Raw genomic sequence first — 25,686 nt, forward strand, 5'->3', positions numbered from 1 at the left:
GCATGCCCCTTGGAGCGCCATCACTGGTTGCTCCACCACCTACCGGGGGACTGTTCCAAGATCGGCTCTGGCTCATTTTCGGTGGTGACTGAGTGTGGTCCCCGGTGAGGCTTGGTGGGGGAAGGCCGCTGATCCGTTCGGTGTGAGGCGACACGATGTGTCATGGACGGAGCGGATCATCTGGTTGAGCTGGCGTTTTCGGGTCTGTCGTCGCTGGTCGTCGAGGATGTGGCAGACGAGGGCGGGCTGGTCCGGTTGCGGGCTCGGACGCCGGATGGGCCGGTGCCCTGTCCTGGCTGTGGGGCCGCGACGTCGCGGGTGCACAGCTATCACGAGCGGACGCTGGCGGATGTCGCGATCGATGCCCGTCGGGTCCTGATGATCGTGCGGGTCCGCCGGCTGGTCTGCCCGACCCGTGGCTGTCGGGGAGACCAGCCGTGAACAGCTCCCGGGGGTACTGGAGCGCTACCAGCGGCGCACGGCAAGGCTGGCCGCTCAGATCGGCGCGGTCGTCCGCGAGTGAGCAGGCCGGGCCGGTGTGCGGGTCCTGTCCGCGCTGGCGATCCGGCTGTCCCAACACAGCGCGCTGCGCTGCCTGCTGCGTCTGCCGCTCCCGACGCTCGAGGTGCCACGGGTGCTCGGCGTCGACGACTTCACGCTGCGCCGCCGGCGCCGCTACGCCACGATCCTCATCGACGCCGAGACCGCCGCCGCGTCGACGTCCTGCCCGACCGCAGCGCTGACGCGTTGGAGGCATGGCTGCGCGCCCATCCCGGCGTCCAGATCGTCTGCCGGGACGGCTCCGGCGCCTACGCCGAAACGGTCCGCCGCGCCCTGCCCGAGGCGGTCCAGGTCAGCGACCGGTGGCAGCCGCGCCATGAGGCGCCTGGTTTGTATCCCCGACCCAGCCGGGAGGGGGGCTACCGCACCCCAGAACACATCGAACGCGCATACCACGCAACCCAGACCGAAGTGAAGGAAGCAACATAAAGCCGATGTAGTCCGTCTACATCGGTGTCCGAGAAACGGTCAGCACCTCATTACTCGACTACTGCGTGGCCTTCGAGAAGGGCGTCCCCGAGGTCGCCTCCCTCGTCGAGACAGTCTCCGACTGACGCAACGAAATCGCTACCGCGATCCTCCTCGGACTCTCCAACGCCGCCGCCGAGGCCATCAACCGCGTCCCAGACTCGTCTACCGCACCGCCTTCGGCCCGCGCAATGTCACCAACGAGCAGCGCCGCGTCAGCTACGCCACCACCCGAAACAGCCGCGCCGGCTGGCTACCCGCCGTTACCATCCCCCCCAACGTCAAGTAACCGGCCAGAGACGACTCCCAGTGAACTGCGTAGAGCCCCGAATGCGAAGGCAACCACCCGCCCGCAGGTGCGTGCTGATTCCCTGCGGGCGGGTGACGTAACGCCGGGCGCGATAAAGCGAGCGCCATTTACAAGCCTAAACGGGCCCTCGGGGGCATTTTAATGCCGAATATTCCCGTCTGGATTCGCTCGACATTTCGTTATAGTAAGTTGCTCGGGTATCGGGTTAGCAAATATAGGCCGAGCGACACATTACGTATGTTATATACTCGAATCTGTCGCTTTGAATCTTCTCCGTTCTGATTGCTGGCCACGTAAAGGTTCTAATCCTGTCCTGTACCTGTGTGTAGATGTACATAATAAATTGAGTTTGCCGGTTATAGTAGAAGTATCGCGAGACATAAAATTTAGCGGATCTTCTTCGTGTTTCGTAGTAAAACGAGCTTAGGTGGCCATCGGCGACACCGGTCAGCTGCCATGCCCTCCACTCGCTGTATTTCGTGCTGCGAAGGAGGACCTGGCAGTTGAACCCTCGCGGACAAGAGTAAACAAGACTCGGAGTCGGGATGCGACCATCGAGATCGGTCATATTCCATGGGTCTTGGTAGGCATATTCGTACGGATTGGCGGCGCCATTGCGCACTGGGTCTACCTGAAGAAAGCGACCTGTTCCCGGGTTGTATAGTCGCGCCCCCATAAGAGTGATACCTGAAATGGTATCGCGAGACCGTTGTGGCCCACCGAGCCAGCCATATCGAGGGTAAGCGGTAGCAATGTTGTAGGGCTGTCCAAATTCCCAGGTTTCCTGGAAGGTGGTGGGTGCCGTCGCAGAGCTGTTGTCGTCGACGGTGGCAACGATATCTCCGTGCAAGTTTGATAGCTGTAGGGTGACCGTGCCAGTCTGGTCCTGAACAGCAACTAGTGTGCCGCTAATTCCGAGGATGTTGCGGGTCCATCCACCGCCGCTGTCGCCGATCCACGCGGCGCTGTCGTCGGAGCCCGAGGTGTAGTGGTTGGTCCAGGTAGTGGCACCTTGAGCCCAGGTTCGGATGCGACGTGCGGGATCGAGGGTGTAGGTGCGGGTGGCGGCGCCCTGGGTTTCGGAGGCGACCATGTCGTTGGCGTGGTAGCCGACCGTGAGATCGTTTTCCGCTGCCGGGACGGCGGTGGTGCGACCGAACAGATCGTAGGTGTAGCCGGTGTCGGTGATGCGGTCGGCCTGATCGTAGCTGGAGCTCAGCGAGTAGGTGGGAGTGGTGGAGGTGCTGCAGGCGGGGCCGGTGGGGTTGGTGCCGGCGTCGGGGTAGGAGATCTGCTGGGTGCGGTTGTAATCGGGGTCGTAGACGTACCGGCGGGAGGTGCACATAACGCTGCCGCTATCGTTGCGGATGTCCCGGACGGTGATGAGCCTGCCGACCAGGTCGTAGAGGTGTTCGCGGATCCCGCCGGGGGATTCGACGACACGCCCTTGGCCGTTGATATTGTCGATTTGGGTGAAGGTCAGCCAGGTGGACGTGCCCTTGGTGTAGGTAAGGGTGGTGGGTCTGCCAGTGTTGTTATAGTGGCTGGTGGCGACCAGACCGTTTGGGTAGTTCTGGGATGTCAGTTTCCCGTCGCCGTCATAGGTGGCGGTGAAGGTGGACGGCGCGGAGCCGGCGTCGATGCCGAGGCTGGTGACGAGGCCGCGGTGTTCGGTGGCGGTATCATAGATGTAAGTGTAGGCACCCTTACCATCATTGACCGACGAGACTCGGCCGTCGATGTCGTAGGTTGTGTTACTGGTGTTGCCGTCGGAGTCGGTCTGGGAGGTGATTTGCCCCCAGGCGTCGTATTCGGTGGTCAGGGTGACGCTGTTCGCGGTCGTGGTAGTCGGGAGACCGCTTATCGTGCTGTACCCGTAGGTGGCGGTGGGTACGGCGGTGCCGCCGTTGGCCGCGGGGTTAACGGCCAATCCTTCGGAGAGCGTCCGGCCGGCGGTGTCGTAGGTATAGGTCGTGGTGCGGGTGGTCGTGCCGCTGGAAGTGACGGTCTCGGTCTTGGTGAGCGGCTGATTGAGATTGTTGTAGGTGAGGGTGGTGACTGGAAGAGTGTTACCAGAAGTAGGCTGCGATGCGGGTCCAGTGGAGCAGGTTAGACCTGCCCAGGAGGCATTAACGCATCCACCGGATCCAGTTGGAGTGAAGTAGGAGAAAATAGTGGTGAAGGCGTCGGTGCCGTCGCTGTTGGCCTTGGGTTGGCGTACTTCGAGGGGTTGGCCAGCGGCATTGTAGTAGGTGGTGCGGACAATGTTGGGAGTGGCCCCGCCACCCATCCACGTCGTGATTGTTGTCGGCTGAAGTAGGGTCCAGCCGGAGGTGGAAGCGTCCGCGCCTGTCTTCGCAGCGTAGCCATTGATTGTTGTACGGGGGTCGATGTCGGAACTGCCGGTGTACGCCGTGGTCGTGACTGTAGTGGGCAGCCAGTATGGTCCTGTTGCCGGCGGGGCGCCTTGATCGTAATCGGTGTGGACGTGCTGTCGTACCGACGACCGGACGCCGTCATTGTTGATGTATCGATGTTTTGGTCCATATACGTCGAGGGGTACGACCCCGTCGACGCTGTAGGTGATTTTGGTATCGAGGAGTTGGGCGCGGGCGGCGGAGTCGGTGAGGGCGGCGACGGTGGCGTCGGTGTCTGTGGTAGGGGTCAGCGCCTGATTGCGGTTCTCTGCAGTCAACTCACGGGTCACGTTGCCGAACGTGTCGTATTCCGTGGTAGTAACCTGCCAGGCACCTGCCCCGTAGGAGGCGGTGTTGACCTGCCGGCCGTCAGCGTTCAGGTAGTTGATCGCGGCGTAGGGCCAGTCGGCGGCGGTGGGTGGGCTGGCGGGGACGTGACTGGCTGGGAAGACGGCGGTTGCCCAGACGGGCAGGTCCTGTTGGGCCCAGTCATCGACCCGGTCAGGGGACACATCGACCGGCGCTGAGGCGCCGGAGAGCAGTACGCCGTAGACGATCGTGTTGGTGGCGGTGCCAGCACCTGCCGGGCGAGGTCGGCTGATATTGGTGAGCCGTCCGAAGCCGTCGTAGCCGAAGCCCCATGCCTCTTGGCCAGTGGGGATGAAGCCCTGGACGCGGCCTTCGGCGTTGTACCAGTAGAGGGTAGCGAGGTGGTTGCCGCCGGCGGTGTCGAGGCGGGGATCCCATTCGGCGCGTAGATGGCCAGTGGTGTCGTAGCTGTAGCGGGCGACCTCGATGGAGGTGGCACCGTTCAGAGCCATGGAGATCGAGGATAGCTGTCCGGTGTAGTTACCCCATTCGGCAGGGTTACCACCGGATCCCGTCGCGGTGGTGCTGGTGGCGTAAGTAAGAGTGAGAGCACGGCAGCCGGCGCCGAGTGTGCCGGAGCAGTCGACGCCGCTGGGGACGGGAGCGAGGATGCGGGTGATGCGGCCGAGGCTGTCGGTGGTGAAGGTAGAGGTGGTGTTGGAGCCGGGTTCCTCGACGCGGTCGACGACCCAGATGGTGGCGCTGCCGATGGTCTTGGAATACCAAATCGTCTTCGCGCCGTCGATCTCGGTGAGGGTGAACTTGGTCGCCGAGTCTTTGATGAGCTTGGATCCGTCGGCGGCGGTGTCGGCAACACCGGTGTACTCGTAAGGGTAGCTACCTGTGCCAGCGCGGGTGTAGACGGCGGGGGCGCCTTCGGGTGAGGTGAGAGTAACGTACCCCTCGGTGGCCGTGCTATCGGTCAGGGTGCGGTCTCCCGATCCGGCTTCGGGACCGGGAACGCTCGATGTCCACCCGGGGCCAAAGATCCCGTTAGGGGCGGTGGTGGCTGCGGGCGGGGTCAGTGTGGTCAGCGTGCGGCCGACGGCGAGAGTGCCGGTGTAGGTCGGCATCGACACGTCGGTCGCCGACAGGGAATAATCTCCCGTGAGTAGGGCTAGTGATCCCGGGCCGAGCTCGCCGACCGCGTCGGTGTCGCTGAAGGCATTGCGGGTGAGCTGGATGGTGGTCGCATCCGTGCAGGTGACGACTGCGGCTGCGGTGCGGAAGCAGGCCTGGATCTGGATGGGGCCGTCGGAGCCGCCACCGAGGGTGCCGGGGATGTTCCAGATCTGGTTGTCGAAGGCGCCTGAGCCGTTGCGGGGGGCGGGCCAGGTGGGGTGGTTGGTGGTGCCCTGGGTGGTGGTTTCGGCGGTGGGGACGTCCGTCCACGCGGTAGACGGGTTGGTCCCGACCCGGTAGCGGTAGGTCACCGATACCTGCGATGAGGGTGCCTCGCCGCGCAGGGTGGCGAATCGCTGGGTGCGGGACTGCTCGGCTGGTGAGGCGAGCGCGGCGTTGCCGACGCCGAAGTTATAGGAGATGACGGGGGAGAGATTTCCGGCGGTGTCGATGGTGCGCAGGTAGAAGGTGTGCAGTCCCTCGTCGGCGGTCAGCGAGGCACTGGTCGTGCCGGTCGGTGGGGTCGGTGAGGTCGTTGGGGATGGCTCGTCAAGGCCATAGAGAAATCCGGCGGTGTCACCGCCGGGTGAGGTCCAGGTGAATGTGCCCGAGGTGGCGCTGGCCCAGCCACCCGATGGCCATGCGGTGGAGGCGAGGGCGGTGGGGGTGGCGGGGGCGGTGGTGTCGATGGTGAACGGGATCCAGGTGGACCAGTTCTGGGAGTAGTCGGTGCCGTCGTAGGCGCGGACCCGCCACTGGTAGCTGGTGCCGTTGGCGAGCAGCCCGGAGGGGACGGTCCAAGCCGCCTCACTGTTCTGCGCGACGAATCCGCTGGACCCCTGGGTGATCTTTGTGGTGCCGGCGGAGTTCCATACCTCGAAGTCGAGGCGAAGGGTGCCACCGTCCGCGTCGGTCGCCGATCCGGCCAGTCGTGGCGTCGTCGAGTTTGTCAGCACCGTCGGCGGCGTGCCCCCGCACTGGGCTGAGCAGGGGGAGGTGGTGCGGGCGCCGACGGTGGCCGGGTAGGAGTTGTAGGTTGTCTCGATCCGCGGCGGGGTGGCCGTGTCGCCGGAGGTGAAGTACTTGTAGGGCTCCCACAGCACCTCGTCGGGCGCCCGCAGGGTGAGGGTTTCCGGTGAGGGCTGGCCGTTGGATGACCATGCCTGTGCCAGTCCGGTGATGTCGAGGGAGACATCGCCGGAGCCGCAGAACCCGCCGGCGTTGAAGGTGGTGTCCGACCAGTTCACCCCGTCCGCGGTGGGCTGGGTGTTCCACGTCGCCCCCGACGCCAGGCCGGCCGAGCCCTGCACGACCATCCGCTGCGGCGTGCAGGTGTAGGAGCCGGCCTGAGTGAGTTTCAGTGCTGCTGCGGTGACGTGCTTGCCCTCGATGGCGGAGGTGTCGAACCGCAGGAACGACCGGTGCACGGACCCGAAGACGTTCCCGACCCGCAGGTACTCGTAGGTGTCGTAGTTCGTGGTCGCTGACGTGTTGACCACGTCGGTGTCGAGGTTGTCCGGTAGGACGGCGGCCGGGTCGATCGTGACCGGGTACTGGCGGTCATCGGCGGTCAGCCAGGCCTTGTCTGGCCGCAAGGCGAGGGCAGGGGTGGCGGTGCCCGCCCGCTCGAGGGCCGCCTCGACGGTGTGGGTCCGGTCCGGGAGCCCAGTCTTGGCGTCGACGTGCGCGTCCCACATCAGCGGGGTCGGGGACCGGGCGGCGATCTTCCCGGCGGCAGACAGGCGCAGCTCGCCGCCGGCGGTGCGTTCGGCGGTGACGCCTTTCAACCGCATCGGCAGGCTCAGTGCCGCCTGGGCCGCGGCCGGGGTGTGCGCGACGATCTGGACGTCGTAGCCGGTCGGGGTCACCTTCACGCGAAGGTCGGTGTCCTGCGCGACCGCCTTGTAGGTGGCGACGTTGTCCTTCAGCTCGGGCGTGGGCAGCGCCGTGGGCCAGCCGAAGGCGATCTCCCGGTCGCCGTCGCGCAGCGTCGCGATGTCGCCGGCGTCTTTGCCGCCTGCGGACAGGGCGATGGCGGCCTTGGCCACCTTGGGGGTGATCTTGCCGTCGGTGAGGACGAGGGTGGTGTCGACGGGTAGCCAGCGTCCGTCACGGTGGACGCGGGCGATGCCGGAGGTGGATTCCACCGTGATGGAGCCGTTGGGGTTGACCAGGGTCCGCGTCGACTCCGTGGTCAGGGACGTCACCTCGATCCGGCGTTGCTCCGCCCGCGCGGTGAGCTGAGCCGTGATCAGGTCAGGACGTTCGGCTGGGCCGGTCGGAGGTGGTACCTCCGTGCCGGCGTCCGTGGGTGCGGCGGACGCGGCACCGCTCACGGGTGGCAGGAACTGGGTGACGGTCGCCGCCAGCAACGCGGCCAACAGAACGCAGAGAGAACGGATGAATGACCTACGACGACGTACGGGGGATGCCCGCATCACGCCAACTCCGATCCACCAGAAATCCCTTCGCAGGGAACGCGGCACAGTGCGGCCGGCGAGGGGAACGACGGCCGCACTGGATCACCGAAAATGGCAGAGTCGAAAGCGAGCACGCAAACAATCGGAGACGACCCACCTCCAAGCCCGACTACCTAGCGCAACCAAACTCCCGGCCGCGCCGCAACCATAATTACGGAGCGCAGCCGAAATCCTGGGGTTCAATATGGGACATAGCATCCTTTAAAATCCCGGATGCACCCGCCGGTAGTGGTACCCAGGTAATCGAGAGACTCACGGTCCGGAGTTACAGTCAGATCGGACACACAGTGGTGTGTTACCCAACCGAAACATTTCCCAGGTAAGGCGGTGGGCGCGATCCGGGGGCCGGGTCGCCTATCGCTGCGGCCGGCTCAAGGTGCAGTGCGGAGAGTCGCCTCGTCATCAACTCTTGGTGAGACGTCGGCTCGGCTACCGACGGCGACCATCTGCAATCTTGATCGACAGCACGGGGTGTTACTGGGGTGGAGTTGTCGCTGCGAGGGTTGATCATTGGGGGCAGTTGGGACTTCTTGTGTCGATCTGCGGACAGGAACGGCCACGTTCTGCCATAGTCCTGCCTCGGACCGTCTCGGCCGCAAAAGCCTGTCCCTCGACCAGTAGTCCCCGTCCTTGAGCTTCACTTCCGCGATCTGCCCATCGTCGCGCGCGCCGCGGAAGAACTAACGGGCAGCACGCCCGGCTTCTTTTCTTCTCGACGTCGAGAAGCCATGACCGGTGCTACGGCAGAGCATTGCCAGAAACCGGAGCCATGCCTCCCACGTGTCTTCCATGCACAGGGAGGTCCCCCTCCCCGACCGCAGGAGCGCACCACTATGGGCCGCCCGACCCGATACCCTCCACCGTTCCGCGCCCAAGCCGTCGCCCACGTCGCACGTATCCGGCCCGAGCACCGGTCCACCTGGCAGGCCATCAAAACCGTCGCCGCGGCGCTCGGCGTGAGTACCGAAACGCTGCGCGGCTGGGTCCGCCAGGCGGAGATCGCCGACGGCCACGGCCAACACCTTCGTCACCAGCAGCAGGCCGAACTACAGCGCCTCCACCAGGAGAACACCCGTTTGCGTCAGACTCTGGGCCGCCTGCGCGGCACCGGCGACCCCCCTGCGGCGCCGACCCGGCGGCCCGAAACGTATCCGGAGCAGCATGACCGGCGCATGCCCGAAGCCCCCGGTCATCGCGGACCACGCCACCGCCACCAGGAAGAAGCTCCTGGCCCGCCAGCGCCACGAACGCCACCGCCGACTGAGCACGCTCGCGCGACCGCCGGCTGAGCAGACTCCAGGACTGAGCACACTCGAAGGAGCGCGCCGGTGAGCCGACCCCGGCTACCAGCATCCGCCCCGTCCTATCCGAGACCCCGAGTAGAACCGGCCCCTACCCAGGCAGCCAAACACCGACCAGGACCCGGCCGGACCCAGACGCATCCCACGATCACCTACACCCAGCCCCTCCACCGGGCCCGGCCGGAGGCTCAACCTGACGCACGGGCCGGACGACACCGACCGCCCAGTACGACACGCTCACGGCACCGCCGCCGCAAACCGCGACCGGCCGCCCACCGCAAACACCGCGCCGGCCTGATCCGCACGGCGATGCTGCCAGCAGCCATCGCGACAAGCCTGCTGCTGTTCTGCGCCGCCGCCGCACCCCGCGACACCGCCAACCAGCTCGGCCCCGCCCCCGTGCACCCCGGACAGTGGACCATGCCCGAACTCGTCCCCGGCGGATCCGGGACCGGGACCGGGAACGTCGACCCGTCCACCCTCACCACCCAGACCCTCGCAGCCACCGCCACCTCGCCCGGCACCAACGCCAACAGCACCGCGATCACCCTCACCGCCGCCGACAAAGGCATCCCCGCCCGCGTCCTGACCGCCTACCGACACGCAGCCGACCAGCTCACCCACGACAAACCCGGCTGCCACCTGCCCTGGGAACTCCTCGCCGCCATCGGCAAAGTCGAATCCGGCCACGCCACCGGCCACCCCATCACCGACGACGGCACCATCACCCGCCCCATCCTCGGCCCACCCCTCAACGGCACCGCCGGCGTCGCCCTCATCCACGACACCGACAACGGAACCCTCGACCACGACACCACCTACGACCGGGCCGTCGGCCCCATGCAGTTCATCCCCACCACCTGGCGCACCTCCGGCCATGACGGCAACAACGACGGACGCAACGACCCCCACAACATCGACGACGCCACCGTCGCCGCCGGCCACTACCTCTGCGCCCACGGCCGCGACCTCACCAACCCCGACCAGCTCCGCGCCGCGATCCTCGCCTACAACCCCTCCGACACCTACGTCCGCACCGTCCTCACCTGGATGAACGGCTACCGACAGACCGGCGCCACCGCCCTGCCCGGCAACCCCGCCCCACCGACACCCCCAACACCCAACCACCCAGCCGTTCCCACGCCGCCCCTCCATCCTTCAGCCCCAGCCAGTCCCGAGAGCCCGCACATACCCGAACCGACCACGCCACCCACCCCCAAGACCATCCCCGGCATCACGATCATTCCGCTGACCCCAAGAACACCGAACCCAACGCCCTCAACTCCGCCGACTATGACGCAGCCGAACAGCCCCGAGACAACCAACCCACCGAGCACACCCGAGACCCCACCCACAACGGCGCCGCCGCCGACCCCGTCCACTGTGCCGACGATCCCCGACCCGTCTGGACCAGAGGCCGAGGAAACACCCCGCGAGTCACCGAACACCGCCCTGACCGCCGGAAACACCGTTCCGACCGGCTCCCTGCCCGAGGCGCCAACCACCCCCGCACCCGCAGCCCCGGCTCCGGCATCGGAACAGCGTTGACAGCTCGCCGTGGCCGGGACGGACACCGGCGGGCGGCAGCCAGCCCGCTGCCGGGCGATCGGCCCTTCGTGGACGGCGATCTACTTACGCCTGCAGACCTGTGTCGAGTACGGCCGTGAACGGCGTTGGCGACACAGTCCCGTGGCGACTCGGCGTCGCGGTGACCCGGGTCAGCGCGACAGATAGAAGCCGGAGCCGGTCACGTAGGACGTCGAGTCAGAGATCAAGATTCATGTCGGGAGAGGGCGGGCTTGCCGGTGACAGTGCGGCGTGATCGGGCGTGAGTGTCAGAATGTCGGGGTCGAGGGCCGGATCGATGCCGAGGAGCGGTCTCGTCGGGGCGGGCATCGGGCCGGCGGGGCTGTCGATCACGGGTGCCGTCTCGCGCAGGGTGACGAGAAGTTCGCCTTCGCTGAGTTGAAGGCCGGAGGCCTGGCGTGCATCGAGGAGGGAATCGATGGTGGGCCAGGCGGTGCCGGCGGTGGCCACGACGTCGTCGGCGCTGATCGTCAACGGCAAGTGAGCCTCGTCCGGTTGAATCTCGTAGTACGGGCGGCCGTCTCCGTGGAACAGACGTAGGACGGTGCCTCCTGCGGTTCGCGGGTCGTCGATCGTTTGGACGCGGGCGCCGTAGGCGAGGTACGGGGCGTGGTGGTCTCCCCCGACGGCGGTGTCCTTGACCTGAAGAGTGGGGGTAATCCGGCTGGCTGGCGTCGTCAGATGCCGAGAGGGTCGGTGCCGCCAGGGATGGCCGGGGAGGTCCGCGACGTCGGGTCGCCACACGTAGTGCGGCTCAGCAGCACTGTCGATCTTTCCGACCATGACGCCGGTGGCGCCGGGCAGGCCGGGAGGACCTTGGACGGCGATCCTGGTACCTGGCCGCGGTGTGGTGACGGCGGCGACCGCGCGGACGAGGTCGGTCCCGTGGGCGTCGAGGAACACCTTCTGCCGCGCGGTCAGCGGGCCGGTCGTCGGGGCGGTCAGCATGGTGCCCTGGGCTACGTGGCGGACGGTGTCGTCCGAGGTTGGGTCGTCCAGCGCGATGGCGAGTTGCGTGCCGGCGAAGACGACGAGGCCCTGGTGGTGGATGCGGTAGGCCAGGCGCGTCTTCCAGGTGTTGCCGAGTGGGACACGGGCGGCGTTGGCGATGTCGACGGTGATGTTGTGGGCGGGATCATGCCAGGAGCGCAGGGGTTTGTCGGCGTGGCATAGCCGTCCGTAGGTTATGGGTGTGGACCCGGCCAGGTCGACGCGGCTGGCGCGCCACGGCCGCAGGTCGGCGCGGGTGGCGACCGTCCCAGGATCCAGCCCCGTGAACACGGCGACGAAGTGGGGATGAGGCGTGGCCCGGAGAAGCCTCTCCTGTGCGGGCTTCGGCAGCAGAAATCCGAGCTGCTGTTCAAGGTCCCACAGGCCCGCACGGACCTGCAGCACCGGAGTCTTCATGCCATCGAGGAAGAGTTCCGCGGTGACGGCGGTGGCGGGACGGGCGGCGAACGTCGGCCGGAAACGCCACCACCCGGCCGGGGTAACCATCTTCACCGGCGCCGGATCGGTGAGGTACTCGATATCTGACTGTGAGGTCTCGAGGATCATGCGTCCCAGCCGATAAAGTCGTTCATGGTCATCAGAGGCCGGGACCCAGGTCGATATCGGCCGCCTGCGGAATGGGCGCCGCGTGGTCCTGTGGCCCAGGGTCAGCTGAGCTGGGAGTCAGGTCGGAAAGTCCGGTGATGTCGGTGGAGAGAGTCCGTGTGCTCGCGTTGACCGCATCCACGACCTCTCGGCCGTGCTTGAGCAGGAACTCGTACTGGCGCTCCGTGAGATGATCTCCGCCCCATACGCCGTCGAGGCCGCTGGCGACGGCTTTGACGGCTGCTGCGGACCGCGGATTCACGTCGGCCGGCAGATGGACGTCGGTGCCGGAGAACATGACCGTGCCCTGATACCAGATGCGGTAGGACACGGCATCGCGGCCCTGGTTCGGGCGGGCGTGACGGGCCGCTACGATCTCGATGCGGACATCATCTTCCCGCCAGCTGTACAGTGGATGATCCTTTTCCATGGCTGCGCCGTACGTGCTGTTCGGCTGCCCGTCCAGGCGGATGATGCTGGAGCGCGTGGGTCGTAGCGTGGCATTGCGCGGAACCTCGTGCAGGCCGACGATCTGTCGGGGGCTGGTGAAGAAAGGCTGCCGTGGCGAACGGTCAAGGAGTATGCGTGCGGTGCTCGGTATCGCGAATCCGAGCCGCTCCTCGAGAGTCGGAAGATTCTGCGCATAGATCTTGAGAGCCGGGTTTTCGTGATAGGTGTCGAGATGTAGCTCGCCGGCGTACCCGAGCGTTCGCAGGCTTTGGCTGGCGGCGAACCTCCATTCACCTGCCGGCACGGTGATGGACACCGGGTACGGCTCCTCGGAAAACCCTGGATTGGGGATTGAGGACGGGGACCTGGCCACAGCGGTCCGCCTCTCGGGTGGTGAGTCTGATCGGTCGGTCACCGATGGAGTCCTCGGCGCGTCCCAGGCGGAAGGCCCAACCATCGATCGCGGTGCTGTTTGTGCGCCGCTCGGACGGCCTGACAGCGGTCCCGGAAATGGTCCCCGTCGCAGGTAGACCTGCCTGCGACCCGCTCCCGGCCGGAACTGTTCGGTGCTGGCCGACAGCTCGTCTGCCCGCCCGCCGGTCTCACGGGAGTGGCGGACCGTGTGCCGTGACGGAGCCTGCGGGGAAAGGAACGGGGAACCATCGGCCTCCGAGGGTAACGTCGCTGCGCTCGAACATTCCCGAGCTGCCCAGGACCGCACCGCCTACCACCAAGACGCCACCGTTTCCGAGGATCTCGGGCTCAACGCTCCATTGGAAGAACCCGCAGCCCGTTGCGCGGGTCAAGCCCGACTGCGGGGGAGCCGGCAGGTGGAGGAGCCACGTGCAGTGATCGTCACGGTGAAGCTGCTGGGATTGCGAGCCCGCGACGCCGGAACGGTGGTGAAGGCCGCCCGCCGGATCGTCGCCTATGTCGAAGGTGCCCCCGCCGCCGAGCCGACGAAAATGCGGGCGGCGTACTACGGAGAGAACGGACAATCGCGGGGGCGCGCTCGTGGTTCTGGCGGGAGCCTGGTCGGCCTACGCGGTCCGGTGAGTTCCGAGCAGCTGCAGCAGCTGCTGACCGGCCGGCACGCAGCGACGGGTAGCCCGTTGCTAACCGGAACGGGCTCGGCGGGGCGCGTTGACCGAGGAACCGTCAACCTGCCGGCCGGTCAACGGTGGTTCACCCTGACCGAGGCGGCCCGGATTGTCGGTGTGGATGCGTCCTATCTTCGCCGACTGGCGCGCCAAAGCTCCGGCGCGGAGACAGGCGGCCCGCAACGGCAACGTGATGCCGAGCCGTCGGAAGATGCGGCACCGAGCACATCCAGAGAGGAGCAGCATGATGACTCCCCAGGAGAGAAAACTGCTGCGCGGTTAGCCGCGGAGCGAGACCCTGATTCCGGTCGGTGGCGGGTCGCGCGCGATGAACTGATCCGTTTTGTCGAGCAGCGGGAGCCGCCCACGGTCGTGATCGGATTCGATGTTGTCTGTGCCGTACCGAAGAGCCTGAGCCTGCTGTGGGTCTTCGGGGATGACGAGCTTCGACGAGACATCGAAAATTCGATGAACGCTGCTGTCGACGCGGTGTTCACCTACCTGGAGAGGCACGCGGCACAGGGCATGGTGGGCAGCCGTAATCATCCGGGTCTCGGCCTGGCCGCGGCTTCCTATCTGCACGACGTGTCGCGGGCGGACGAGGCGCATCTGCACATCCACAACATCGTCGCGAACGCGGTCGCGATACCAGTCCTCGATGAAACCGGTCGGCCGGAGCGGGACCCGGTGGGCGGAGCACGGGTGGAGTGGCGGGCGCTGGACAGCGAGCTGTTCCTGGCGCATGCGCGCACAGCCGGGTTCGTCGGCGCGGCCGTGCTTCGCCACGAGCTGGCCCGCCGTCGGGGTGTCACGTGGGCGCCGGTCCGCAACGGGGTGGCCGAGCTGGAGGATTTTCCCACCGAGCTGCTGGCGGCGTTCTCCACCCGTCACGGGCAGGTACAGGAGGAGCTCGGCCAGCTGGTGGCCCAGGGAATGCTCTCGGACGGGCGGACCGAGGCGGCAGCCCAGCGGCGGTCCCGGGCCGCGAAGAAGGTGCTGGCCGACGCCGAGGTGCACGCCGTGCAGGAACGGCGCCTGACCGAGGCCGGTTGGCACCCCTCTCAGGTGCGGGATCTCGCCCGCCGCCGCGACCGGGTACCGGTACAGCCGACGGCCGTGGATCTCGCCGAGCTGGCGGACCGGCTGATGGGACCGCAGGGCCTGACAGCGAAGGCGCCGACGTTCGACCGGCGCGACGTCTACCGGGAGGTCGCCGCCTGGGCATGCGACCGGCTCGACGCCCACGCGATCTCCACCGTCGTCGACCAGCTCCTGGCCGATCCGCGGATCGTCCGGTTCGAGCAGCATTCCGCGCGCCGGCGGCACCGCGGCGAGGAGACGTTCAGCACTGAGGATCTCCTCGACACCGAGGACAGCCTGCTCAGCCTGTGCCGACAGGGCCGCGTCGACCGGGGAGGACCGCCCCGCACACTCATCCCTCCCGCCGCGGTGGAGGCGGCGTTGTCCGGCGACGGCGACGGCGCCCTCGGTGGAATACCGGGAGTGCGGCTGAGCGGTGAACAGCAGGACCTCGTCCGCAGACTTCTCACCGACGACGATCTGGTCCGGCTGGTGGTCGGCCCTGCCGGATCAGGCAAGACGGCGGCGATGCGGACCGTCGCGCGGGTGCTGGCCGCGCGGGGCGTCACCGTCCTCGGAGCGGCCCACGGCGGCCGTCAGGCCGAACAGCTCGCGGCCACGCTGGAGGTGGAGACCCGGGTGGTCAGCGGGTGGCTCACCCTGCTTGACCACACCGAGGATCCCGCCTCGTACTGGCCGGACGACACGGTCCTGATCGTGGACGAGGCGAGTCAGGTCTCCACCCGAGACGCCGAGCGGTTCCTGCGCTACGCCACCCGCACCGGCACGGTCGTGATCCTCGTGGGCGATCCGGCGCAGTTGGGGAGCGTCGGCGCGGGCGGATGGTTCGCGCACCTCGTCACTGAAACGACGCCCCCGCAGCTCACCGGCACCCACCGCCAACGCGGACCCGGGATGGCCGAGGTCCGCGCGGCACTGGCCGGCCTGCGCTCCGCGCTGCCGGCCGAGGCGATGGCCGCGGTCAGTTCGCTGGCCCGCTCCGGCCACGTCCGCCTGTTCGACGACCGCGCGGCGCTGCTCAGCACGGCGGTCTCCGACTGGTACACCGAGCGCCGGCAGGCCGGCCGGGCCACGCCGATGATGGCCGAGCACCAGCGCGACGTCGACGCGCTCAACACCGCGGCCCGTGACGCACTGACCGCAGACGGCACGCTGACCGGTCCCGTTCTCACCGCGGCCGGCCGCGAGTACCAGACCGGCGACGAAGTGATCACCCTCACGCAGGCCGGCCACACCCTGATCCCCGCAGGCCGGCCCCGCGGCGACTACATCCGTACCGGAACCATCGGCCGGATCGTCGCGGTGCGCATCGACCCGTCCCGGCCGCAGCACCAGTCGGTAACCGTCCGATTCCCCGGTAAGGGAACGGTGGACGTCGGCTGGGACTACCTCACCCACCCGTTCCCCGACGGCCGGGACGGCGGTCTGGGCCACGCCTACGCGCTCACCGCGCACAAGGCTCAAGGGTCGACGATGTCGACGGCGCGGCCGCTCATCGTCGACGACACCTCCCGTCCTGGGCTGTACGTCATGCTGTCGCGCGCCCAGCAGCGCCTGCAGGCCTATCTGATCCGCCGCCCCGACCTCGAAGCCGACCTGGACGACGAGGACTGGCTCCCCGTTCTGCCGATCGACAGCGCGGTCGATCGGCTGGCCGAGCGGCTGCGCACCTCGCGCGCCGAGCGGCTCGCGGGCGACCTTGACCCCATCGCTCAGACCGCCCACCGCCTCGGCAGCTCCCACAGCCTGGCAGAACTCCTCGCGCTCGACAGCCCCACCGGCCCGCGGGGCAGCGAGACCGAACGGCCGGGAGCCACTGTGCTGCGCAGGGCTCAGATCGCCGCACAGGCCCGGGTCACCGCTGCGGCTGTGGCGGCTCCGGAGCCGGCTCTGCTCGCCAGGATCGGCCCGAGACCGGAAGCAGGACCGCACCGGCTGCTGTGGGACAGGGCTGTCAGCGCGCTCGCCACCTACCGGGCCGCCCACGCGCCCGCCGCCCCCGCCGACGACCCGGGCCCACGGCCGGAGCCCGGCCACCAGGACACCGGCGCCCAACGCTGGAAACGACTACGCGGCCAAGCCACCATGCTGGCCGACGCCTGGGCCACCCGGCTGTCCGCCGGCGCCGCCCGCCGCTTCGCCACTGGTGAGGAGGCCGTACCTCGCCGACGGTCGGTGGCGGGCATCCACGCGTTGCTGGACGCCGGCTGGGACGCTCGCGATCTCCTGGCGAAGCTCGGCGAACAGGAGCAGACCACCGCGCGCACCGGCGCCTCGGTTCTGGACCATCGGGTCGCCGTCCTCTGCGCGCGGGCCCGGCTGGACATCGCCGCCTTCCAGCTCCCCGCACCGCAGACCGCGGCCGAAGCCTGGCACGCGGCGACCACGCTGCTCGGCTCCGCGGAGTCCAGGTATCTCGCGACCCGACCCACCGCCGACCTTGCCGCCGAGGAGCGGCTACTGGGCCGCGTTCTCCGCATGACCAGGAACGACGACGAGCTCCGCGCGCATCTCCTCACCCGCATCCGCCGGATGGAGGCGGACCACTCCGCAGCCATACGGCGCCTTGACCACGACAACGGACCATCCGGAGTAGCAGCCGCCGAAGGTTCTGGCCCGTCCGCGCAGACACCTCCTGCCGTACACCGCCTCCGGCGGGCGCAGGCAGCGCACGAACTACGGCTCCGTCGCACCCTGCTCGCCGCCGTCGACGGCGACCCGGCCGCTCACGAAGTGGCCGCGCGGCATCAGAACCGCGTCAACGCTGCCCTGGAGCACCAGATTGATGAGGCGCTGCTGCGCATCGACCAGGAACCGCCGCGCTATCTCACCGACCTGATGGGATCCCGGCCCGCCGACGCCGCCGGTGCGGCCCGCTGGCGCGAGCGTGCCCGCGCGGTGGAGGACTTCCGGCACCGCGAGCTCGGCCTAGCCTACGGGGTGCTGGCCGCGCCGTCGGCAAGGACGCCTTCCGCGCGAGCCCTCGACGTGCCTCCCAAACAACCTGAGCTGCGCGTCCGCTACCAGGCGCTCCTGTCGGACCCCCAGCAGCTCGATATCGATCTCTGAGACCGATCGGCGGTTCCGATGGCTGTCCCCCCGGCACTTCCTCATTGACCGGAGAGTGCGCACGGCAGGGAGACGCACGCCCCGTCGCCTCGCGACAGGGCACACAGGTACGGCTTGGCAACGGCAACTGATCACCGGAAGCGCCTGTGGATAAGCGCTTGACGACCGGTCGATGCTAAGGGATGTTCGAAGCATCCTCATGCAAACGAATCTAAACGCAGGTAAGCGTGATCATGGGGGCGGACGTGACCCTAAATTCCCTTCGAAGCGCACCGCCGCGACGTGCCCGCCGGCCCAGGGCCGGCCGGTGCAGGGCTGAACGGTCCGGCCTTTGGCGGTTGGCTCTGAGTTCCTCCGTCCAGGGCCGAGGGCCCCGCGCGGCCCTGCTCCGAGCAGGAGGCATGGGACTGGGCCTGGCCGCATCCCTTGCGATGGCCATGGCGGGATGCGGGGAGAAAGGCCCCCGTCCGCTGGATGACCCGGGCGTCGGCGGCGTCACCTCGCGGCCCTCGAGTTCGACCGCTGACCCGTACACCATCGCGGGGCGCGACGTCCGCGCGGCCACCGAGCGCTATGACCAGGCCTTCGTGGCAGCGCTCGCGGAGCCCCGGGACCAGGAGGCAGCCGACCTGCTGCTGTCCATGTACGCCGCGGGAGTCCCCGAGCGCGACGGGATGGAACGGTTCCTGCAGGCCTTCGTCGACAACGAGTGGGCGGCGCTCCCGGGGCCTCACGGGTATCAGGTTGTGGAGAGCGTCAGGGTGGAGACCCCGCCGCCCGGCGGTCGAGCAACGTCGGTGACGTGCACCTTCGACGACGGGGTCGTCTACGACGTGGCGAACCCCGCTCCGGACGGCGGCGAGATCGTCGTCAGCGACGCGGTCGAAAGCACCCGTACCGCATGGATGTGGGTCTTTGACCGAGGCACCTGGCGGATCTCCGAGTCGGCGACCCTCGAGACATGGACGGGCGAGAACCGGTGCCCGCCGCAATAAGCCGCCGGCTCCGGAGCCGCCGGCTCGGGCATCGCCATCTCGTCGTGGCCGCCTGCGTCGCCGTCTGGCTGTTCACGGGGGTGGTACCGGCCTGGTCCAGCACGGGCCGCGGAACGGAAAGGCATGCCGAGGCCATGGGTAACTCCGATCCCGCGCTGGGGCGGATCGAGGCCATGGCCGGAGCGACGACCACCCCGCCGGACACGGGCGGCGAAGGCGGCAACGGAGCACCGGAGCCGTGCCAGTGGTATCCGGCAGACCTTTACCTCTACCTGCAAGCGGTACCAGGCCCGACGGAGCGCACCGCGCCGGCCGGGACGCGGGAGGTCCTCTACGCGCGCGTCTGCGACCCCGCGAACGTCACCTACCACTGGTTGCGCGACATCGTTGATCCACAACAGGCGGTCGTGATGGCTATGGCGATCGCGCAGGAACGGATCCCTGCCCCGGCGGCGGTGTTCGCTCCCGATATCGAACGCGGAGCTTTCGTGAAGGCCCCGATGCGCTTCGGGATCACGAACGGACGCCCGGTCTCGGCCAGCGCATCCGTCCCCGGAGTGACAGCAACGGTCACAGCAACACCACGGCGACTGGAATTCACCCCCGGCGACGGTTCGCCTCCTGCTGGCTGTGATGTCGCCGTCCTCGGCGCAGACCAGCCGGCCGCGGCCTGCACATACACCTACCGGGACTCCTCGATTGTCGCCCCGAACGGCGAGTACTGGCCGGCGCAGCTTCGCGTCGAGTGGGTGGTGGGGTGGACCGCCACGACGGGAGCGGGCGGTGATCTCCCGACGGTCACGACGACAGCGGACTACGCGGTGCCGGTCCGGGAGATCCAGGCGCTGGAGCACGCGAACTGATCTGGTCCCGCCTACCGGTGGCTGCTCTCACCGGAAGCCGGGCCGCGAAGAGATGGGTGATACGCGATGGCGACAACGGTCGATGCCCCCAGACCGTTCGCACCCACGACTGGCAGCACGCCGCAGCCGAGGCGGCGGCAATCACGCCGCGGCATGGCCGTGGCGGCGCTGCTGGTCGTGATGGGCGCGGGCACCGGCGCCTGGGCGGTGACGTCGTCGGGTGACAAGGCGGATGCCGTGGTGCTGACTCGTCCGCTCAACCGCGGCGAGCTGATCGAGACCGGGGACCTGGCAATCGCCCGAGTCTCGGTCGAGGGGACGGGAGTCCGGCTGGCATCGCCGCAGGCGGCACGAGAGTCCCTGGTCGGCCGGCAGGCGCTGCTCGATCTGCCCGCCGGAACGCTGGTCACCCCGGAAATGGCCGGCTCGGCGCTGCCGCCGGCGGGTCTGGCCAGGGTGGGCCTGCGGCTGGCGCCCGAGGCGCTGCCGTCCGCGCAGATCCAGCCGGGCGACTGGGTCCAGGTGGTGTACCCCGATGGTGTCTCCGGCGAGCCGACCTTGATCGGAGACGCGGTCCAGGTCGCCGCGGTGGAGCCCGCGGAGACCGACGGCACCGGCGGGGACGGGGACACAGTGGTGTATCTGGACGCGCCCGCGGACGCCGCCGCGTGGATCGCCACGGCGTCCGCGCAGTCACCGCAGAAGCTGCGGCTGCTGGGGGTGCGACGATGACGGGCTGCTGGGCGGTGGCGACGGCGGGGCCGGGATCGGCCGGCGCGACCACCTTGACCCTGGCATTGGCACACGCCACATACGGCGTCGCGATAGAGGCGAACCCGGACGGCGGCGTGCTCGCCGCCCGCCTCGGGCTGTCGCTGGGCACCTCCTCGCCCGGCCTGGACACCCTGGTGGCTGAACTGGGGACGGCGGACGATTCCGCCTCCGTCCTGGAACACGCCCAGCGGTGCGCGAGCGGCCTGCCCGTCGTCGCCTGCGCCCCCACGGAGGAGACCGCCGCCGGCGCGGTGCGGAGCCTGGCCGGGATGATGCCCCTGCTGCGGATGCTGGCCGTGGAGCACTTTCTTGCCATGGACATCGGCCGGTTTCGCACGCAGGCGTCGCGGCCGCTGGTCGACGGCTGCGACGGCCTGGTGCTCGTCACGCTGGCGGCGACAGAGGGGCTGGCGTGCACCCTGCTGCGCCTGCCGAGCGTGCTGGCGTCGGTGCCGCGCCTCGTGCTGGCCGTCCGTGGAGCCAGCCCGTACTCGACGGGAGAGATCACCCGGTCGGCCCGTCACCGGGCGGGGGTCGAGGTGCCGGTGGTGGCGATACCAGACGATCCCCGAGGCATGGCGGCGCTGACCAGACAGGGCAGAAGGCGCCGCCGTCCCTCACCGCTGCTGCGATCGGCCTGGGACCTGATGGACCTGCTCACCGTTCTCGGTGCTCCGCCGGACGTCACCGGATCAGCGGAATCCGCCGGAGCGGCGGGATGAACCGGATCCCGGGAACCGCACCGGCGGTGAACACGCCGGCCGTGAACGCGGCGACCGTGACCGCGGTCGCGGACAGCCTGCGGGAGTGGCTGCTCACCAGCCTCGCCGTCGCGGGCACCGGCGGGGACCGGCAGGCCCGCGCCGAGGAGCTGATCGAACGCGGCGTACGGAAGGAACAGGTACGTCGCACCCGGAGCGGCCAGACCGTCCTGGACGCGGCGACCGAGCGTGCGGTGCGGAACCGGCTGCGCCAGGATCTGTCGCCACTGGGCCCGATGACCGGTGTCCTGACCTCGCCGCAGTGGTCGGACGTGGAGGTCAACGGCGCCGAGAACATGATCTGCACGGAGCGGACCGGCGGCCAGCGAAGCCGCTACAGCAGCCCCTTCCGGACGGAAGGGGAGGCGTTCGAGTGGGTGGCGGCGCAGGCCGCCACCCAGGGCCGTCGCTTCGACGAGGCGAACCCGTCCGTGCGCGTCCGCCTGCCGGGCGGGGCACGGCTGCACGCGATCGCCCAGGTCACCGGCCGGGTGCACATCTCCTGCCGACTGTTCGCCCCCACCCTCAACACGGTCGAGGGGCTGCGGGCGGCCGGCATGTTCGGCCCGGACGTCGCCGCCATGCTCGCCGCGACCGCCCGGATGCCCGATCCCTGCGGATTGATCATCTCCGGTGCGACGACCGCGGGGAAGACGACCCTGCTGCGCGCGGTGCTCAACGCCCATCCCGACCGTCTCGTCCTCGACCGGGTGATCACCGTCGAGGACGAGGCCGAACTGTTCCTCGACCAGCGTCGCTTCGTGAACCTGGTGGCCTTCGAGGCGCGTGAACCGAACCTGGACGGCAAAGGCGCCTACTCGATGGAGCGGTTCCTCTCCGCCGACCTGCGCCGGCTGACCCCGGACCGGGTGGCGTTGGGTGAGCTCAAACCGGACGGCGGGGTCATGCCGCTGCTGCTGGCACTCGGCCAGGGAGTCGCCCGCGGCGTCGCGACGACGATCCACGCCCCGTCCGCCGAGGACGTCGTCTCCCGGATCCGCACCTATGCCGCGTTCGGCTCCCGGCGGGTCGCGGACAGCGTCGTGCTGGACACCATCGCCGCGACTGTCGACCTCATCGTGCAGGTGGCCCGGATCGGCTCCCGGCGCGTCGTCACGTCCGTGCTGGAGATCGCCGGCCGGGGCGAGCGCGGGCTGCAGGCCGGACAGCTGTGGCGGTGGAATCCGGCCGCGGGCCGGGCCACGCGCACCCGGATGGAGGCGTCGGACCGGCTGACCGCGAAGCTGACCGCCGCCGGACTGGACCCGAACGTCCTCGCCCGCGACCGGGTTCTCTCCACCACGCCGGGGAGGGGACAGCGATGATGGCGCTGATCGGTGCGTTCGGCGGCGCGGCGGCCGGGCTGGGCGTCTGGCTGTTCGCAGCTGCGGCCCGCGGCTCGGTCCACCTGGTGCCAAGCCGGCTCGCGGCCTTGCCCGGCCAGTTACGGCGACCGGCCGGCCATTGGCTGTGGGCGGTCGGCGGCGGCGCGGTGCTCGTGGCCGCGGTGACGCGGATCCCCGCGCTCGGCCTCGTCGTCGCCGCACTCGGCTACGTGATGCTCGAGAACCGCTCTGGTCCGTCGGTGCCGGAGATCACCAGGCTCGGCGACGCGGTCGGCACCTGGGCCGAACAGGTCCGGGAAGGACTGGACGCCGGGCAGCACCTCCGCGCCGCGATCGTCGCGTCGACGGACCATCCGCCGGCCGAGCTCGCCGGCCCGTTGCGTCGCCTGGTCGCCCGGCTGGATGTCCTGTCGTTGCCGGACGCGCTCTGGGCGATGCGCGCCGAGGTGCCCCACCCGGCGCTCGGCCCGATGATCGCGGCGCTCGACGTCGCCTACCGCCGGGGTGCCGGGGATCTGCCCAGGCTGATGGCCTCTCAGGTGGAGGCCACCCGTCAGAGCGTCGCGCTGCTACGCGACCAGCACGCCCTGCGTGCCCGGCATCGCCGGGCGATGACTCTGTTGCTGGTCCTGTTCACCGGATCGACCAGCGTGCTGCTGGTGACCTGGCCGGCCTTCCTCGCGCCCTACCGGACCATGTCGGGTCAGCTGGTCCTCGCCGTGATCGGCGGCGGGGTGGTCCTCGCCGTCCGCGCCCTGGCCGCGATGTCCCGGCCGCCACTCACACCGGACTTCTTCCCCGCCACCGCACTCGCGTCCGCGGCGGATCGGACATCTTGATGATCCGGATAGCGGTGGCGGCGCTGGGCGGGGCGATGGTCGCCTACGGGTTGGTGACGGCCGGACGGGCGGTGACGGCACGCCGTCCCGACCTTGGTGACGACCTTGCCGTCCTGTTCGCCGACGAGCCTGCGTCCAGTACCTCGACGCTGGCCCGGTGGGCGAGCAGGACCGTCCGACTGGCGCACGCCAGGGGCTGGAACCGTCTGCTGCGCGAGGACGACACGGTGATCGCGGGGCGCACCGTGGACGCGCACACCGCCGCTCGGATCGGCTACCTGCTGGCCGCCGTCGGCGCCATGGCGTTCCTGACGCTGCCGGGCACGTTGGCCCGTCTGCTGCCCCCTACCGCGGTCCCGCTGTTACTGCTCGGCGGGGCCCTGACCGGGGTTCAGCTCGCGGACCGGCCGGTGGTACGGCTTGCCGCGGCTCGTCGTCGGGACGCCGCCCTGGCGGTGGCCGCCTACACGGACCTGGTGCGGATCCTCGTCGTCGGCGGCCTGCCGTTGCACGCCGCGCTGAGCGCCGCCGCGGACACCGGCACGGGATGGACGTTCACCCTGCTGCGGCGCAGCCTCGACGACGGCCGGCTGCGGGGCCTGCCCCCAGACGCGGCGCTGACAGCCCTCGCCGCCGACCTGCCGATCCCTGCCCTCGCGGATCTGGCCCGCACCGTCGGTTCGGCGCTGCGCGGGGCGTCCCCGGTTCTCGCGCTCGAGGCCCGGGCCGCGGCGATCCGCGCCGAGGAGACCGCCCGCGTCCGTGGGAGAGAAGCCGCCGCCGACGCGCAGATGGAACTGCCCGCCACCGCGGTGGCGATCGCGTTCGTGGCGTTCCTGACCTACCCGCTCCTGACGATGATCAACGGCGATGTCGGCTTCTGAGCCACACCGGGACGTCTACGTCCACTACCTCCACGTCCACTCCGTCCACGTCCGAGAGAACCGAGCCCGAGAGAGCCGAATCCGAGGGGTCCGAGCCTGAGAGGGAGGCGCCATGATCCGCCGCCTGAGCACCCTGCTGCTGTTGTTGCCGTCGGCCATCACGGCCTACCTGGCCCGCGTCGAGCGGCACCGCCGCGCGAGCCACGACGACCGTGACCGTGGCGACGCCCTGAGTACCGCCGTGATCGCCGTCGGCCTGGTCGCCATCGCCGTCGCCGTAATCTTCATTCTGCGTGAGCGTGCAACGGAGATCGCCCGCAACGTCTGCACATCCACCGACCCGACGGAATGCGGGCAGTAGACGGCAGCAGGCAGATACCGCCATGAACATCACCTTGCCGCGGCCGTCCACGAGTTCGGACGACAACCCCGCTGGCGGCGACCGGACTGACGGTGACCGCGGTACGGGTGCGGCCTCGGACGCCGGGCATGTCGTCGCGTTCGTCGCCGTCGTCGGCGCCGTGCTGGTACTGCTCGTGCTCCTGCTCACGCTGGGGGTGCGGTGGCTTGCCGCCGAAGCCGCCACCGCCGCGAGCCAGCGCGCCCTGGAGATCGCCCAGGCCCCCGACGGGACGGACGGCGAGGCGCGCGCCGTCGCCACCGGGCTCGCGACCTCGGTCAGCCTGATCGCCGGCGTCGACGTCCTCGTCACCCGCGCCGACGACTTCGTGACGGTCACCGTGACGGCCCACGACCGGCTCGGCGGCACCGTCAGCCGCTCCGCCACCGGCCCGGTGATCCGCTTCGTCCCCCAAACGCGACCTTCCCCATGATCCGCCGTCCGGTACCGTTCCGCTCCCGCCGTCACCCGCGGCCTCGCGCCGAGCGGGATGGCGGTTCGTTCGCCGTCGAGTTCGCCGCCGGCTTCGGCATCGTCGTCGCCGCGATCCTGCTGATCGCCGTCGCGCATCAGACCAGCCAGACCGGCGCCGCGGTGACCGGCGCGGCCAGGGAAGCCGCCCGCGCGGCCTCACTCGCACCCACGGCGGACGGCGCCCGCGATGTCGCCGAGCTGCTCGTCCAAGAGCGGTTCACCGACAACACTGCCTGCGCTGAGCTGGCAGTGGAGACGACGACTTCGCGGTTCGGTGCAGCGGGCACCGTGCAGGTCACGGTCACCTGCCGCACGAAGAGCCTGCTGGGCTGGCAGCGTACGCTGCGCGCCACCGGCGAGTCGGCCGTCGACCGGTACCGCGGCGGCACCCCGTGATCCGTCGTCGCCGCTCTGAGGCG

16 protein-coding genes and 1 pseudogene are annotated in these 25,686 nt (G+C 69.1%); 14 read left to right on the top strand and 3 right to left on the bottom strand.

Annotation, left to right across the window (positions count from 1 at the left end):
* Positions 1 to 162: 162 nt before the first annotated feature.
* Positions 163 to 867 (top strand): annotated as a pseudogene (locus FRANEAN1_RS06630) (ISL3 family transposase); the annotation flags it as partial.
* Between the two features lie 677 nt (positions 868 to 1,544).
* Here the strand turns inward: FRANEAN1_RS06630 and FRANEAN1_RS06635 are convergent.
* Complete coding sequence (locus FRANEAN1_RS06635; RefSeq protein ID WP_347177001.1) at positions 1,545 to 7,619, bottom strand: RHS repeat-associated core domain-containing protein; 6,075 nt, start codon at positions 7,617 to 7,619, stop codon at positions 1,545 to 1,547.
* Between the two features lie 1,269 nt (positions 7,620 to 8,888).
* Here FRANEAN1_RS06635 and FRANEAN1_RS43075 point away from each other — a divergent pair.
* On the top strand, positions 8,889 to 9,059 hold the full coding sequence (locus FRANEAN1_RS43075; protein WP_347177002.1) for a hypothetical protein: 171 nt from the start codon (positions 8,889 to 8,891) through the stop codon (positions 9,057 to 9,059).
* 278 nt (positions 9,060 to 9,337) lie between these two features.
* On the top strand, positions 9,338 to 10,576 hold the full coding sequence (locus tag FRANEAN1_RS06640) for a lytic transglycosylase domain-containing protein (protein ID WP_347177003.1): 1,239 nt from the start codon (positions 9,338 to 9,340) through the stop codon (positions 10,574 to 10,576).
* A gap of 216 nt (positions 10,577 to 10,792) precedes the next feature.
* On the opposite strand, the gene FRANEAN1_RS06645 is transcribed toward FRANEAN1_RS06640, so the two are convergent.
* Entirely contained in the window at positions 10,793 to 12,172 is a 1,380-nt protein-coding gene (locus tag FRANEAN1_RS06645; RefSeq protein WP_020458975.1) for a hypothetical protein, read from the bottom strand.
* A gap of 31 nt (positions 12,173 to 12,203) precedes the next feature.
* Positions 12,204 to 12,977, bottom strand: coding sequence for a hypothetical protein (locus FRANEAN1_RS06650; protein ID WP_198145465.1), 774 nt, complete (start codon positions 12,975 to 12,977; stop codon positions 12,204 to 12,206).
* Positions 12,978 to 13,491: 514 nt separating this feature from the next.
* Between FRANEAN1_RS06650 and mobF the strand changes: the two genes are divergently transcribed.
* The 11 genes from mobF to FRANEAN1_RS06705 all read left to right on the top strand — a co-directional run bounded on the left by mobF (position 13,492) and on the right by FRANEAN1_RS06705 (position 25,663).
* The gene (mobF, locus tag FRANEAN1_RS06655) at positions 13,492 to 17,931 is read left to right on the top strand and encodes a MobF family relaxase (RefSeq protein WP_347177004.1); all 4,440 of its coding nucleotides are present in this window, start codon (positions 13,492 to 13,494) and stop codon (positions 17,929 to 17,931) included.
* A gap of 401 nt (positions 17,932 to 18,332) precedes the next feature.
* A complete protein-coding gene (locus FRANEAN1_RS06660; protein ID WP_347177005.1) occupies positions 18,333 to 18,926 on the top strand; it encodes a hypothetical protein in 594 nt (197 codons plus the stop codon).
* The gene (locus FRANEAN1_RS06665) at positions 18,911 to 19,789 is read left to right on the top strand and encodes a hypothetical protein (RefSeq protein ID WP_347177006.1); all 879 of its coding nucleotides are present in this window, start codon (positions 18,911 to 18,913) and stop codon (positions 19,787 to 19,789) included. The genes FRANEAN1_RS06660 and FRANEAN1_RS06665 overlap by 16 nt, the downstream gene beginning before the upstream one ends.
* A 153-nt stretch (positions 19,790 to 19,942) precedes the next feature.
* Positions 19,943 to 20,521: an SAF domain-containing protein gene (locus FRANEAN1_RS06670; protein WP_157472400.1), complete on the top strand. Its 579-nt coding sequence runs from the start codon at positions 19,943 to 19,945 to the stop codon at positions 20,519 to 20,521.
* Complete coding sequence (locus tag FRANEAN1_RS06675; RefSeq protein WP_020458981.1) at positions 20,518 to 21,285, top strand: hypothetical protein; 768 nt, start codon at positions 20,518 to 20,520, stop codon at positions 21,283 to 21,285. Before FRANEAN1_RS06670 ends, FRANEAN1_RS06675 begins: the two co-directional genes overlap by 4 nt.
* Complete coding sequence (locus tag FRANEAN1_RS06680; RefSeq protein ID WP_020458982.1) at positions 21,282 to 22,649, top strand: ATPase, T2SS/T4P/T4SS family; 1,368 nt, start codon at positions 21,282 to 21,284, stop codon at positions 22,647 to 22,649. The genes FRANEAN1_RS06675 and FRANEAN1_RS06680 overlap by 4 nt, the downstream gene beginning before the upstream one ends.
* Complete coding sequence (locus FRANEAN1_RS06685) at positions 22,646 to 23,509, top strand: hypothetical protein (RefSeq protein ID WP_020458983.1); 864 nt, start codon at positions 22,646 to 22,648, stop codon at positions 23,507 to 23,509. The genes FRANEAN1_RS06680 and FRANEAN1_RS06685 overlap by 4 nt, the downstream gene beginning before the upstream one ends.
* Positions 23,509 to 24,393, top strand: coding sequence for a hypothetical protein (locus FRANEAN1_RS06690; protein ID WP_020458984.1), 885 nt, complete (start codon positions 23,509 to 23,511; stop codon positions 24,391 to 24,393). The genes FRANEAN1_RS06685 and FRANEAN1_RS06690 overlap by 1 nt, the downstream gene beginning before the upstream one ends.
* A gap of 112 nt (positions 24,394 to 24,505) precedes the next feature.
* Positions 24,506 to 24,754, top strand: a complete 249-nt coding sequence (locus tag FRANEAN1_RS06695; protein ID WP_020458985.1) for a hypothetical protein — start codon at positions 24,506 to 24,508, stop codon at positions 24,752 to 24,754.
* A 22-nt stretch (positions 24,755 to 24,776) separates the two neighbouring features.
* Positions 24,777 to 25,226, top strand: coding sequence for a hypothetical protein (locus tag FRANEAN1_RS06700; protein WP_020458986.1), 450 nt, complete (start codon positions 24,777 to 24,779; stop codon positions 25,224 to 25,226).
* Positions 25,223 to 25,663 (top strand): hypothetical protein, encoded by a 441-nt coding sequence (locus FRANEAN1_RS06705; protein WP_020458987.1) that lies wholly within the window; start codon positions 25,223 to 25,225, stop codon positions 25,661 to 25,663. Before FRANEAN1_RS06700 ends, FRANEAN1_RS06705 begins: the two co-directional genes overlap by 4 nt.
* Positions 25,664 to 25,686 lie beyond the last annotated feature (23 nt).

The sequence above is a fragment of the Parafrankia sp. EAN1pec genome (assembly GCF_000018005.1).
Classification (GTDB): domain Bacteria; phylum Actinomycetota; class Actinomycetes; order Frankiales; family Frankiaceae; genus Parafrankia; species Parafrankia soli.

Coding starts and splice junctions, on each gene's coding strand:
- FRANEAN1_RS06680 (WP_020458982.1), top strand. CDS start 21,282: ATGAACCGGATCCCGGGAACCGCACCGGCGGTGAACACGCCGGCCGTG.
- FRANEAN1_RS06670 (WP_157472400.1), top strand. CDS start 19,943: ATGGCCGTGGCGGCGCTGCTGGTCGTGATGGGCGCGGGCACCGGCGCC.
- FRANEAN1_RS06690 (WP_020458984.1), top strand. CDS start 23,509: ATGATCCGGATAGCGGTGGCGGCGCTGGGCGGGGCGATGGTCGCCTAC.
- FRANEAN1_RS06640 (WP_347177003.1), top strand. CDS start 9,338: ATGCTGCCAGCAGCCATCGCGACAAGCCTGCTGCTGTTCTGCGCCGCC.
- FRANEAN1_RS06705 (WP_020458987.1), top strand. CDS start 25,223: ATGATCCGCCGTCCGGTACCGTTCCGCTCCCGCCGTCACCCGCGGCCT.
- FRANEAN1_RS06675 (WP_020458981.1), top strand. CDS start 20,518: ATGACGGGCTGCTGGGCGGTGGCGACGGCGGGGCCGGGATCGGCCGGC.
- FRANEAN1_RS43075 (WP_347177002.1), top strand. CDS start 8,889: ATGACCGGCGCATGCCCGAAGCCCCCGGTCATCGCGGACCACGCCACC.
- FRANEAN1_RS06660 (WP_347177005.1), top strand. CDS start 18,333: ATGGGACTGGGCCTGGCCGCATCCCTTGCGATGGCCATGGCGGGATGC.
- FRANEAN1_RS06695 (WP_020458985.1), top strand. CDS start 24,506: ATGATCCGCCGCCTGAGCACCCTGCTGCTGTTGTTGCCGTCGGCCATC.
- FRANEAN1_RS06685 (WP_020458983.1), top strand. CDS start 22,646: ATGATGGCGCTGATCGGTGCGTTCGGCGGCGCGGCGGCCGGGCTGGGC.
- FRANEAN1_RS06645 (WP_020458975.1), bottom strand. CDS start 12,172: ATGATCCTCGAGACCTCACAGTCAGATATCGAGTACCTCACCGATCCG.
- FRANEAN1_RS06700 (WP_020458986.1), top strand. CDS start 24,777: ATGAACATCACCTTGCCGCGGCCGTCCACGAGTTCGGACGACAACCCC.